We start from the raw sequence: 12,218 nt of genomic DNA, 5'->3' as shown, positions 1-12,218 counted from the left end.
GGTGACAAGCCAGGGGCCTGGCCCGGGGTAAGGTGGCCCTCTCCCCGGTCCTCCCAAGAAAGGCTGTCCGATGCCACTGCACGCATCCCCTCGATCCCTCCCCGCTTTCCGCCAGCCGCCCGCCGGCTGGAAGCCCGTCCTGGCGGCCGTGCTGGCGCTCGGCGCGCTCGCCGCCGGCCCGGCCTCCGCCCAGGCCACCGCACCGCAGCCCGGCGCCAGCCCGGCCGTGCAGCGTGCGCTGCAGGCCGTGCGTTCGGCCCCCGCCGTGCAGCAGGTACTGGACGGCGTGCGCGCAGACCATGACCGCGCCATCGCCGAACTGCGCCAGTTGGTACAGATTCCCGCGCCGCCCTTCAAGGAACAGCGCCGCGCCGAATACGTGGTGAAGCGTTTCCAGGAACTGGGCCTGGCCGATGCCGCCATCGACCGGGAAGGCAATGCCGTGGGCATCCGCAAGGGCACGGGCAACGGCCCCAGGCTGGTGGTGTCGGCGCACCTCGATACCGTGTTCCCCGAGGGCACCGACCTCACCGTGCGCGAGGAAGGCGGCCGGCTGTACGCCCCCGGCATTTCGGACGACACGCGCGGCGTCACGGTGCTGCTCTCCTGGCTCAAGGCGCTCAACGAACGCCAGCTGCAGACGGTGGGCGACATCGTCTTCGTGGCGAATGTGGGCGAGGAGGAACTGGGCAACCTGCGCGGCATGAAGGCCCTGTTCCGCGAGCATGCGGACATCGACGGCATGGTCGGCCTGGAGCCCGGCGAGGGCGACGGCATCCTCAACCAGGGCACGGGCAGCCACCGCTACGAAGTCGCTTTCAAGGGGCCGGGCGGCCACAGCTTCGCGGCCTTCGGACAGGTGCCGAGCGCGATCCATGCGATGGGCCGCGCGATCGCGCACATCGGCGACGTGCAGGTGCCGGCCGATCCCAAGACCACCTTCACCGTGGGCAAGGTGGGCGGCGGCACCTCCGTGAACACCATCGCGGGCGACGCCACGATGGCCGTGGACATCCGCTCCAACGCCCTGCCCGCGCTGCTGCAGGCGGAAAAAGACATCATGGCCGCCATCCAGCGCGGCGTTCAGGAAGAAAACCGCCGCTGGAACACCGCCGCACGGATCACGGCCGAGCCGAAGATGATCGGCGACCGCCCGGCGGGCGCCACCGCCGCCGGCGAGCCCATCGTGCAGGCCGCCGTGGCCTCGGTCATCGCCTCGGGCGGCAAGCCCACGCTGCGCGCGGCCAGCACCGACGCCAACGTGCCCATGGGGCTGGGCATCCCCGCCATCATCCTGGGCAGCGGCGGCAAGACCGGCGGCTTCCACGCGCTGGGCGAGTGGTTCGACCCGGCCGATGCCTGGAAGGGCGCGCAGACCGGGCTCGCCACGGTACTGACACTGGTGGGCGTGCAGGGCGTGAGCGAGCCGGTCCTGGCACGCCGCCCGCGCCGCTGAGGGAAAGGACCCGGGTCAGGCCCGCGCCGGCCGGCCCGGCCGCTCGTTCAGGCGCACCGGGCCCGAGCGCGCCTCGACCGCCGCCTGCACCTCGCGACGCAGCCCGAGCGCGAAGCCGATCTCGGCCGCCACGAAAAGCGGCCCGACGATCAGGCCCACGAGGTCGTCCACGAAGGCGGGCTTGCGGCCCTCGTAATAGTGGCCCACGAACTGGATCACCCAGCCGACCACGAACAGGCCCAGGCCCGCACCCAGCCACAGCGCGGTACCCTGCCCCGCCAGCCACTGGCCCACGGCCAGCATGGCGGCCAGCACCGTGGCCATCGCGAGCCCGTAGCGCGCATCGAGCCGGAAATAGAACAGGCTGGCGGCCAGCGCCGCAACGAGGGCGGGCGACACCGGCAGCAGGCCGGCGGCCTGCCACGCCGGACGCGACAGCAGCACCGTGACGGCCAGCATGATCATGGGCACACCGACGAAATGGGTCTGGATATTGCGCGGATCGCGGTGGTAGTCCGCGTACTGCGACAGATGGTCGATCAGGGTTTTCATGGAGCGTCTCCTGCGTGGCGGCCCTCTCGGTCGGGGTGCCTGGAGCGAATAATCCGCGGTGGCCGCCGCACCGTCTGTCGGCCAGCCGACACAACCCACCGGAGCGGCGCCCCGGTCCCCCCGCATGCCCGACGCCCTGACCTCCCCCGCGGACCATCTCGCCACGCTCGCCTCGGGCCGGTGGTTCGCCGCCCTGCCCCCCGAGCTGGCCGGTGCGCTCGCCGGCATGGCGCACATGCGCGCGCTGCAGCCCGGGCAGGCGCTCTTCCTGCGGGGCGATCCGCCGTGCGGGCTGTATGCCGTCGTGCGCGGCGCGATCGACATCTCCGGCGTGGGCGGCCCCGATCCGCAGCCACGCGCCGCCCTGCTCACGCGGCTGGAGCCACCCGCCTGGTTCGGCGAGATCGCGGTCTTCGACCGCGCCGCGCGCACGCACGACGCGCATGCGGCCGAGCCCGGCACGCTGCTGCTGCACGTGCCGCAGGCGCCCCTGCTGGCCTGGCTGGCGCGGCATCCGGCCCATTGGCACGCCCTGGGCATGCTGCTGGCCGACAAGCTGCGCACCGCCTTCGTCGCGCTGGAAGAGCTCGCGCTGCTGCCCGCGCCCCAGCGCCTCGCGCGGCGGCTGGTGCTCATGGCCGAGGGCTACGGGCAGTGGGCCGGCGAAGGGCGCACGCGCCGCCTGCTCTCGCTGTCGCAGGAGCAACTGGCGCTGATGCTCGCGCTCTCGCGCCAGACCACCAACCAGATCCTGCGCGACCTGCAGGGCCGCGGCCTGCTGCGCATGCACCGCGGCGGCGTCGAGATCCTGGACCTGGACGGCCTGCGCGCGGCCTGCGGCTGACCGGCAGGACGCGCGTGTCGCACAATGGCCCGCATGCAGTACCACCACATTGCCAATGCCGCGGTACCCTCCACCGGCGGCCGCACCCTGCCGGTGATCGACCCCTCCGACGGCCAGCCCTACGACGAGATCCAGCGCGGCACGGCCGAGGACATCGACGCGGCCGTGCGCGCGGCGCGGCACTGTCACGACACCGCGTGGCGCACGCTCGCACCGGCCGAGCGCGGCCGGCTGCTGACGCGCCTGTCGCAAGTGGTGGCGCACCATGCGGAGGAACTGGCGGACATCGAACGGCGCGACTGCGGCAAGCCCACCCGGCAGGCGCGTGCCGATGCCGTCGCGCTGGCGCGCTATTTCGAGTTCTATGCCGGTGCCTGCGACAAGCTCCACGGCGACACCATCCCCTACATGGACGGCTACAGCGTGCTCACCTGGCGCGAGCCGCACGGCGTGACGGGGCACATCGTGCCCTGGAACTACCCCATGCAGATCTTCGGACGCTGCGTGGGCGGCGCGCTGGCGGCGGGCAACACCTGCGTGGTCAAGCCGTCGGAGGACGCCTGCCTCTCGCTGCTGCGGGTCGCGCAGCTGGCCGCCGAGGCGGGTTTTCCGCCGGGCGCGATCAACATCGTGACGGGCTACGGGCACGAGGTGGGCGAGGCGCTCGCGCGCCACCCCGGCATCGACCACATCAGTTTCACCGGCAGCCCGCGCATCGGCACGCTGATCCAGCAGGCCGCGGCCGAGCGGCACTGCCCGGTCACGCTGGAGCTGGGCGGCAAGAGCCCGCAGATCCTGTTCGCGGATGCCGACCTGGACGCCGCCCTGCCCGCGGTCGTCAACGCCATCGTGCAGAACGCGGGCCAGACCTGCTCGGCCGGTTCGCGGATGTTGATCGATGCGCTCATCTACGAACGGGTGCTGGAGCGGCTGGCCGGCCTGTTCGAGGCGCTGCGCGTCGGGCCCGCGGCCATGGACCTCGACCTGGGGCCGCTGATCCGCCAGAGCCAGCAGCAGCGCGTGTGGGATTTCCTCTCCGACGCGCAGGTGGCCGGCATCCCCGTCATGGCCCAGGGCACCGTGGTGGACGGCGCGCCGCAGACGGGCTTCTACCAGGCGCCCACGCTGCTGCGCGACGTGCCACCGGACCATCGCCTCGCGCAGGAGGAAATCTTCGGCCCCGTGCTCTCGGCCATGCCCTTCGAGGACGAGGACCACGCCGCGCAGTTGGCCAACGCCACGCGCTTCGGCCTCGTGGCCGGCGTGTGGACGCGCGACGGCGGGCGCCAGTTCCGCATGGCCCGGCGCATCGCCAGCGGCCAGGTGTTCATCAACAACTACGGCGCCGCCGGCGGCGTGGAACTGCCTTTCGGCGGAGTGAAGTCCAGCGGCCATGGCCGCGAAAAGGGCCTGGAGGCGCTGCACGGCTTCACCACGCTCAAGACCGTGGCCATCCGGCACGGATGAGCCGCAGCGGCGGGCGGCGATCCGTGCGCGGACACGTCAGCCCAGCGCGGTATCGAGCAGCATCATCAGCACGAAGCCGATCATGAGCCCGCCGGTGGCCCAGGACTCGTGCCCCTTGCGATGCGACTCGGGAATGATCTCGTGGCTGATGACGAACAGCATCGCCCCGGCAGCGAAGCCCAGGCCCCAGGGCAGCAGCCCGGCCGACAGGCCGATGACCGAGGCGCCGAGCACCGCGCCCAGCGGCTCCACCAGGCCCGAGGCCATGCCCAGCAGCACGGCCAGCCAGCGCCGGTAGCCCGCCGCGAGCAGCGCCATCGCCACCACCAGGCCCTCGGGCACGTCCTGGATGGCGATGCCGGCCGTGAGCGTGCCGGCCTGCAGCGGGCTGGCGCCGCCGTAGGCCACGCCGATCGCCAGCCCCTCGGGCAGGTTGTGCAACGCGATCGCGAAGACGAACAGCCAGGTGCGCCGCAGCGTGCGCGGCGAGGGGCCGCCCTCCACCCCCTTGATGAAATGCTCGTGCGGCAGCACGCGCTCCATGGCGAGCAGCGCCAGCCCTCCCAGCAGGATGGACGCGCCGACGATGCCCCCGGCCGCCCATGACCCGGCGCCGTTGGTTTTCGCGGCCTCCAGGCCCGGGATGATGAGCGAGAAGGAACTGGCCGCCAGCATCACGCCGGCCCCGAAGCCGAAGAGCGTGTCCTGCACGCGTTCCGACAGGCGCTGCGAGAACACCACGGGCAGCGTGCCCAGCGCCGTCGCCAGCGCCGCGACGAGGCCGCCCTGCCAGGCCTGGGCCACGCGCGGATTCGCCTGGAGGAACTGCGTGAACTGCAGCGCCAGCACCACGGCGCCCGCCACGGCGATGGCCAGGCCCAGCCAGCGGCGGGGGCCCCAGATGGGGCGGCGCAGTGAAAGCGTGTTCTGGGCGGGCATGGACGGAGGCTCCGGCGGGTTTTCCACGATGAAGATCCCGGGCGTTCGGGGACGGGCGGGGACGTCGGCGGAGTCAGCCGCGGGCCTTCGCGTACCGGCGCGCCACCTCGTCCCAACGGATCACACGATAGAACGCGGCGATGTATTCAGGGCGCCGGTTCTGGTACTGAAGGTAGTAGGCGTGCTCCCACACATCGAGTCCGAGGATCGGCGTGTGCCCGGACAGCAGCCCGGCCATGAGCGGGCTGTCCTGGTTGCCGCTGCTCTCGACCGCGAGCCGGCCGGCACCATCGACCACCAGCCAGGCCCAGCCGCTGCCGAAGCGGGTGAGCGCCGCCTTGGTGAAAGCCTCCTTGAACGCATCGAAACCGCCCAGGTCCCGGTCGATCGCCTCGCCGAGCGCACCGCCCGGCTGTCCGCCGCCGCCCTGCCCTTCGGGAGCCATGACGGTCCAGAACAGGCTGTGGTTGGCATGGCCTCCGCCGTTGTTGCGCACGGCCGTCTGCAGTGATTCCGGCAAGGACCGAAGGCCCGCGACGAGTTGATCCACCGGGGTGTCGGCATGCGGCGTGCCTTCCAGCGCGGCGTTCAGATTGTTGACGTAGGTCTGGTGGTGCTTGGTGTGGTGGATCTCCATGGTGCGCGCATCGATGTGCGGCTCCAGGGCATCGTAGGCGTAAGGCAAGGCGGGCAGCGTGTGCGGCATGGGGGTCACCTTCTGGCTGGGTCGAATGAAAAAGAATCGATGAAATCAAATGATAATTATTTTTATTCTCAACCATGTCAAGTAGGACATGGTCCTTCCCTGCCCCGCCAACATCCGGCTGGCATGTCGGGACTCGCAAGACTTAAAAAAGAAAGGGTGCAGAACCACTACCATGCATCCCACACCGAGAAAACGACAAGGCCGGGAGGGCACCATGAACGATTCACAAAAGCCGAACCGTCGGGCGGCCTGCCTTGCCACGGCGGCCCTGCTCGGTCTGGCGTCCCTGGGCGCCACCGCGCAGCAGGCCGTCTACCGCTGCGAACAGGGTGGGAAGGTCGGCTATTCCCACGAGCCCTGCCTGGGCGGCAAGGTGATCGATGCCACGCCGACGCAGGGCATGGACAAGATGTCCGGGGTGAGCCGCAAGGGGGCGGACGTTCAGCGCGACGAGTACCGCAAGCTCGTGGACGATGCCCTGCGCCCGCTCACGGGCCTGTCGCACGAGCGGATGAACGTCGAGCGTCGCCGCCTCCAGCTCTCGCCCGACGACAAGCAGCAGTGCCGTATGCTGGACGGCCGATTGCCGTCCCTGGAGCAGCGCGCCGCCCACGCCACGGGAGAAGCCCGGGCTGCGGCCGACGCGGAGCTCCACCGCGCGCGCCGGGAGTTCTACTGGCTCAAGTGCTGACGTCAGCCGCAGGCAGGGCGGCCTGGCGCCTTACACTGCCACACACCTCTTCACCGGCCACCACGCGCTCGCCGGGCGCCACCGGCCGGCCCCCCCGTTGCGGCATCACAGGACATCACCCATGCGCGTCCAGGGCAAATCCACCATCGTCACCGGCGCCGGCGGCGGCATCGGCGAAGGCATCGCACGGCGGCTGGCGGCCGAAGGCGCCCTCCTCATCGTGAACGACATCCGGCCCGACGCCGCCGAACGCGTGGCGGCCGCCATCAGCGGCGACGGGGGCACCGCCCACGCCTTCGCGGCGGACGTCACGCGGTCGGACGAAGTACGGGCCCTGGTGGCCGAGGCGGTGTCCCGCCACGGATCGCTCGACGTGATGGTCAACAACGCCGGCTGGACCCACCGCAACCGCCCCATGCTCGAAGTGACCGAGGAAGAATTCGACCGCGTGTACGCGGTCAACGTCAAAAGCATCTACCTGTCGGCGCTGCACGCGGTGCCCGCGATGCGCGGCAACCCGCGGCGGCGCGGCGGCTGCATCATCAACATCGCATCCACCGCCGGGCTGCGGCCGCGGCCGGGGCTGACCTGGTACAACGGATCGAAGGGCGCGGTGATCGTGACCAGCAAGTCCATGGCGGCCGAGCTCGGCCCGGACAACATCCGGGTGAACTGCATCAACCCGGTGTTCAACCCGGATACCGGCCTGGCGGCGGAGTTCGCGGGCGGAGAGCTCGACGATGCCCGGCGGGCGAAGTTCCTGGCCACGATCCCGCTCGGCCGCTTTTCCACCGCACTGGACGTGGCGAACGCGGCGCTCTACCTGGCGAGCGACGAGGCCGCCTTCGTGAGCGGCGCCTGCATCGAGGTGGACGGGGCCCGCTGCGTCTGACCCGGTCAGGCGAAGGTGCCGCCGCCAGGGCCTTTCGCACCGAAGGTTCGGGCCGGCAGGAGGCTCCACGGAAGCCGGGGAAATTGACGGGCATCAATATTCCGCCGTCCGCCCATACCCCTACTGCGGCCATGCGGCAGAATCCAGCCATGGCCGAACGTGTGATTCCGCTCGTGGACCAGCGCATCGCCGCGCTGCGGCCCCGCATGCCCGAAGGCCCTTTCGCAGGGCCTGCAGGATGGCTCGCCGATGCGCTGGGCCGGCCCTTGCGCGACCTGCGCATCAGCGTCACCGACCGCTGCAACTTCCGCTGCAGCTACTGCATGCCCAAGGAAGTCTTCGGCAAGGACTATCCCTACCTCTCCCACGGCGACCTGCTCAGCTTCGAGGAGATCACGCGCCTGGCGCGGGTCTTCCTGGCCCATGGCGTGCGCAAGATCCGGCTCACGGGCGGGGAACCGCTGCTGCGGCGGCACCTGGAGAACCTGGTGGAGCAGCTCGCCGGGCTGCGCACCGCCGAGGGCCGCGTGCCCGACCTGACGCTGACCACCAACGGCTCGCTGCTCGCCCGCAAGGCCCGGGCCCTGCGCGACGCGGGGCTGGCGCGGCTCACCGTCAGCCTGGACAGCCTGCAGGACAGCGTCTTCCGCCGCATGAACGACGTGGACTTTCCCGTGGCGGAGGTGCTCTCTGGCATCGAGGCCGCCCAGGCGGCCGGGTTCGAGCGCATCAAGGTCAACATGGTGGTCAAGCGCGGCACCAACGACCACGAGATCGTGCCCATGGCCCGCCATTTCCGGGGCACCGGCATCACGCTGCGCTTCATCGAATACATGGACGTGGGCGCCACGAACGGGTGGCGCATGGACGAGGTGCTACCGTCGGCGCAGGTGATCGACCGGCTCCGGCAGGAACTGCCCCTGGTGCAGCTGCCTCCCGCGGCCCCCGGAGAAACCGCCGAGCGCTGGGGTTATGCCGACGCACAGGGCCGGCACGACCCCGCCCTGGGAGAAGTGGGAACGATCAGCAGCGTCACCCGCGCGTTCTGCGGCGATTGCAACCGCGCCCGGCTGTCGATGGAAGGCCGGCTCTACCTGTGCCTCTTCGCCACGCAGGGCTGGGACCTGCGCGCGCTGCTGCGCGGCGGGGCCGCCGACCCCGATCTGGCCGCGGCCATCGCCGGCATCTGGCAGGGCCGCACCGACCGCTATTCCGAACTGCGGGGCAGCCTGCCGCCGGCCACCGGCGCGCCGGCCGCGCGGCGCGTCGAGATGAGCTACATCGGCGGATGAGGCGCGGGGGGCCATGGTGATCGGCCGCGCGGACATCGCCGGCATGGTCCTGGCCGGCGGCCAGGGCTCGCGCATGGGCGGGCTGGACAAGGGGCTGCAGCCCTTCCGGGGCCGGCCGCTCGCCGCGGTCGCGCTGGAGCGGCTGCGTCCGCAGGCCGCACCGGGCAAGCTCTCGGTCAGCGCCAACCGCCACCTGGACCGTTACGCTGCGCTCGGCGTTCCCGTGCTGGGTGACGCCCTGCCCGGCCATCCCGGCCCGCTGGCCGGCATCCTGGCGGGCCTGCAATGGTGCGGCACACCCTGGCTGCTGGCCGTGCCCTGCGATACGCCCCGCTTCCCGCCCGACCTCGGCGCCCGGCTGGCCGAGGCCGCCATGGCGGCCGGCGCGGACATCGCCATCGCGGCCGCCCCCGAAGCCGTGCCGGCCGGCCTTCCCGCCCCCGGGCCGGCACCGCTGCGCCGGCACCCGGTGGCCTGCCTGCTGCGCGCGGGCCTGCAGGACGACCTGCGGCGCTATCTGGACGGGGGCGGGCGCAAGGTGCTGGACTGGATGGGCCGACATGCCCTGGCCACGGCCGCTTTCGACCGGCCGGGAGACGACCCGCACGCCTTCCGCAATGCCAACACCCTGGACGAGCTGCACCGCCTGGAAACCGACACTGTATGAACCCGACCGCCCCCGCCCCTTCCGTGTCCGGCGGCCCCTCCGGACCACCAGGGATGCCGGCCGTGCGCATCGGCCTGCTGGACGCCTCCCATGCGGCCGCCTACAAGGCGTTGCGGGATGCGGCCCTGCTCGCCGCGCCGGAGGCCTTCACATCGGACTACGCCAGCGCGGTCGCCAGGCCGGCCGAATCCTATGCGGCAAGCTTCGGCACGCCAGGCTCGGGCCTCTTCTTTCTCGGTGCATTCGATGCAGATTCCGGCGAACTGCTGGGCAGCGTGGGTTGCGAGCGACAGGAGCGCCTGCAGCAGCGCCACTGCGCCCATGTGATCGCCATGATGGTCGCCACGCACGCCCAGCGGCGCGGCATCGGCCGGCAACTGCTGCGCGCCTGCATCGACTACGCCCTGCAGATGGACGGGCTCGAACTGCTGGAACTGTCGGTGACCGCCGTCAACGGGAACGCCGTGGGGCTCTACGAGAGCGAGGGCTTCCGCCCCTGGGGCCTGCTGCCGGGCGCCATCCGGGTGGCCGGCATCCCTTACGACAAGCTTCACATGTACCGCATGCTGCCCCGAGCCACATGAGCCCCATGACCTTTCGCCCAGGCCACCCGCCGCCCCCATCGACGCCGCCCGCCACGGCCCCCGCAGCCACCGTGGCGCACGACCTGCCCGTGGACGCCGTGCATGAGCGGCTCGCCGCACTCGCCGAACCGGTGCGCGGCATCGAACAGGTGGGCATCTTCGCCGCGCTCGACCGCATTCTGGCCGAGGATGTCGTCTCGCCCATGGACGTACCGCCGCACGACAACTCCGCCATGGACGGCTTCGCTTTCGACGGCGCGGCCCTGGTGGACGGGCAGCCGCTGACCCTGCAGGTGGCCGGCACCGTGCTCGCCGGCCACCGCTGGCAGGGGTGCCTCGGGCCGGGCCAGTGCCTGCGCATCATGACCGGCGCGGTGATGCCGCACGGAGCGGACACCGTGATTCCCCAGGAAGCCGCCCTCACCGCGTCCCCCGCGGGCGGGATGGAGCACATCACCATCCCCCCGGGCGCGGTCCGCCGGGGCGACCACCGCCGGTGCGCGGGCGAGGACCTTGCACGCGGCCGGACCGCCCTCGCCAGGGGAACCCGGCTCGCGCCGGCCGCGCTCGGGCTGCTGGCGAGCCTCGGGCAGGCCACGGTGCCCGTCGTCCGCCGCCTGCGGGTGGCGTTCTTCTCCACGGGGGACGAGATCCTCAGCCTGGGAACGCCCTGGCGCGAGGGGGCCGTGTACGACAGCAACCGCTACACCCTGTTCGGGCTGCTGGCACGCATGGGCGTGGAGCCCATCGACCTGGGCGCCGTCCCGGACGAGCCGCAGGCCCTGGAATCCACGCTGCGCGCGGCGGCGGCGCGTGCCGACGCCATCGTCACCAGCGGCGGCGTCAGCACGGGTGTCGCCGACCACACGCGCACGCTGCTCGACCACCTCGGCCAGGTGGAGTTCTGGCGCATCGCCATGCGGCCGGGCCGCCCGATGGCCGCGGGCCGCATCCCGCGCCCGGAGGGGGCCGCCAGCAGCGAAGCCGGAGCGGACGGAGCCGCCGTGCTGTTCGCGCTGCCCGGCAATCCCGTGGCGGCGATGGTGGCTTTTCTCGTCTTCGTGCGGCCGGCGCTGTGGCGGATGATGGGCTGCGAGCCCATGGCACCGCCCGCGTTGCGCGCCCTCGCGGCCGAACCGCTGCACAAGCGCCCCGGACGTACCGAATACCAGCGCGGCATCGTCTTCCAGGATGCGGACGGCGCCCTGCGCGTGCGCACCACCGGGCCACAGGGCTCCGGACTGCTGAGCTCCATGGTGCAGGCCCACGGGCTCATCCTGCTGCCGCACGCCCGTGGCCCCGTCGCCGTGGGCGAGCCGGTGGACGTGCTGTTGTTTGACGGCATGCTCTGACACGGGAATGCCCTGGCCGGGCGTACCCTTGCAACCATCCCCCACCGACCGGAAAGCCCATGCCCTATACCGCCCAGCACCTCGCCGAAGCCCCTGCACGGGAGGACATCGACCGCCTGCAGGGCGCGGCCGTCCTGGAGTTCGGCACGCCCTGGTGCGGCTACTGCCAGCGCGCGCAGCCGCTGATCGAAGCCGCCCTGAAGGACCACGACCACGTACAGCACATCAAGGTCGAGGACGGCCCGGGCCGCCCGCTCGGCCGCAGCTTCGGCGTGAAGCTCTGGCCCACCCTGGTTTTCCTGCGCGACGGCAAGGAGATCGACCGGGTGGTCCGTCCGCAGGACGCGACGGCCCTGCATCCGGGCATGCAGGCCATCGCCCACGCGCCGGCCATCAGCATCGGCCCGGCCTGACCCGGCGCCGCGGGCCGGGCAGGAGGCCTAGGTGTGATGTCTCAATAGGTTGTTCATCCAGGCCCGACCTGGGAAGCTGTGGTTACCAGGCCCCAGCAACTCAGGACAGGACACCGGATGAACAGTCATAAGCATGCGCGATTGACCCGCGCAGGTCGAGCCCTTCTGGTCGACAGAGTGCTCCAGCAGAACTGGACGATGCGCCAAGCCAGCGAAGCCGCAGGCGTGAGCCTGCGCACCGGCTACAAGTGGATGGCCCGCTTTCGCAACGAAGGCCCCGATGGCTTGCTCGACCGCAGCTCCCGCCCGCACCGCAGCCCCCAGGCCTGCCCACCCGAGCAGGTCCAGCTGTTCGAACAGCAG

14 protein-coding genes are annotated in these 12,218 nt (G+C 71.7%); 11 read left to right on the top strand and 3 right to left on the bottom strand.

All coding sequences use genetic code 11. The annotated features are described in order from the left end of the window. The first annotated feature begins 70 nt into the window (after window positions 1-70). Window positions 71-1,456 (top strand): M20/M25/M40 family metallo-hydrolase, encoded by a 1,386-nt coding sequence (locus BLR99_RS12750; RefSeq protein WP_011795762.1) that lies wholly within the window; start codon window positions 71-73, stop codon window positions 1,454-1,456. 15 nt (window positions 1,457-1,471) lie between these two features. Here BLR99_RS12750 and BLR99_RS12745 read toward each other — a convergent pair whose 3' ends face one another. After that, window positions 1,472-2,008: an Mpo1 family 2-hydroxy fatty acid dioxygenase gene (locus tag BLR99_RS12745; RefSeq protein WP_011795761.1), complete on the bottom strand. Its 537-nt coding sequence runs from the start codon at window positions 2,006-2,008 to the stop codon at window positions 1,472-1,474. Between the two features lie 124 nt (window positions 2,009-2,132). On the opposite strand from BLR99_RS12745, the gene BLR99_RS12740 reads away from it, so the two are divergent. Both BLR99_RS12740 and BLR99_RS12735 read left to right on the top strand, forming a co-directional pair. Next, window positions 2,133-2,852, top strand: coding sequence for a Crp/Fnr family transcriptional regulator (locus BLR99_RS12740; RefSeq protein WP_011795760.1), 720 nt, complete (start codon window positions 2,133-2,135; stop codon window positions 2,850-2,852). Window positions 2,853-2,885: 33 nt separating this feature from the next. Further along, window positions 2,886-4,319: an aldehyde dehydrogenase family protein gene (locus BLR99_RS12735; RefSeq protein WP_074687265.1), complete on the top strand. Its 1,434-nt coding sequence runs from the start codon at window positions 2,886-2,888 to the stop codon at window positions 4,317-4,319. Window positions 4,320-4,355: 36 nt separating this feature from the next. Here BLR99_RS12735 and BLR99_RS12730 read toward each other — a convergent pair whose 3' ends face one another. Both BLR99_RS12730 and BLR99_RS12725 read right to left on the bottom strand, forming a co-directional pair. Beyond that, the gene (locus BLR99_RS12730) at window positions 4,356-5,258 is read right to left on the bottom strand and encodes a ZIP family metal transporter (RefSeq protein ID WP_011795758.1); all 903 of its coding nucleotides are present in this window, start codon (window positions 5,256-5,258) and stop codon (window positions 4,356-4,358) included. 73 nt (window positions 5,259-5,331) lie between these two features. Then, a complete protein-coding gene (locus tag BLR99_RS12725; RefSeq protein ID WP_011795757.1) occupies window positions 5,332-5,964 on the bottom strand; it encodes a superoxide dismutase in 633 nt (210 codons plus the stop codon). Window positions 5,965-6,178: 214 nt separating this feature from the next. On the opposite strand from BLR99_RS12725, the gene BLR99_RS12720 reads away from it, so the two are divergent. The 8 genes from BLR99_RS12720 to BLR99_RS12685 form a co-directional block, all read left to right on the top strand. Further along, the gene (locus BLR99_RS12720; RefSeq protein WP_011795756.1) at window positions 6,179-6,655 is read left to right on the top strand and encodes a hypothetical protein; all 477 of its coding nucleotides are present in this window, start codon (window positions 6,179-6,181) and stop codon (window positions 6,653-6,655) included. A 121-nt stretch (window positions 6,656-6,776) separates the two neighbouring features. Next, window positions 6,777-7,547 (top strand): SDR family oxidoreductase, encoded by a 771-nt coding sequence (locus BLR99_RS12715; RefSeq protein ID WP_011795755.1) that lies wholly within the window; start codon window positions 6,777-6,779, stop codon window positions 7,545-7,547. Window positions 7,548-7,696: 149 nt separating this feature from the next. After that, complete coding sequence (gene moaA, locus BLR99_RS12710) at window positions 7,697-8,839, top strand: GTP 3',8-cyclase MoaA (RefSeq protein ID WP_041828005.1); 1,143 nt, start codon at window positions 7,697-7,699, stop codon at window positions 8,837-8,839. A gap of 13 nt (window positions 8,840-8,852) precedes the next feature. Then, complete coding sequence (gene mobA / locus BLR99_RS12705) at window positions 8,853-9,506, top strand: molybdenum cofactor guanylyltransferase MobA (protein WP_011795753.1); 654 nt, start codon at window positions 8,853-8,855, stop codon at window positions 9,504-9,506. Next, complete coding sequence (locus BLR99_RS12700; RefSeq protein WP_017440091.1) at window positions 9,503-10,090, top strand: GNAT family N-acetyltransferase; 588 nt, start codon at window positions 9,503-9,505, stop codon at window positions 10,088-10,090. The genes mobA and BLR99_RS12700 overlap by 4 nt, the downstream gene beginning before the upstream one ends. Window positions 10,091-10,095: 5 nt before the next feature. Then, window positions 10,096-11,442 (top strand): molybdopterin molybdotransferase MoeA, encoded by a 1,347-nt coding sequence (gene moeA, locus BLR99_RS12695; RefSeq protein ID WP_011795751.1) that lies wholly within the window; start codon window positions 10,096-10,098, stop codon window positions 11,440-11,442. Window positions 11,443-11,501: 59 nt separating this feature from the next. Then, window positions 11,502-11,855 carry a thioredoxin family protein gene (locus tag BLR99_RS12690; protein ID WP_011795750.1) on the top strand — a complete coding sequence of 118 codons (354 nt, stop codon included), beginning with the start codon at window positions 11,502-11,504 and terminating at the stop codon, window positions 11,853-11,855. Between the two features lie 117 nt (window positions 11,856-11,972). Continuing rightward, a partial coding sequence (locus BLR99_RS12685) for a leucine zipper domain-containing protein (RefSeq protein WP_139160163.1) occupies window positions 11,973-12,218 on the top strand: 246 nt, incomplete at its 3' end.

Origin of the sequence: Paracidovorax citrulli (assembly GCF_900100305.1) — a bacterium.
GTDB lineage: Bacteria > Pseudomonadota > Gammaproteobacteria > Burkholderiales > Burkholderiaceae_C > Paracidovorax > Paracidovorax citrulli.
This window is presented reverse-complemented; position numbering and strand designations above follow the sequence as displayed.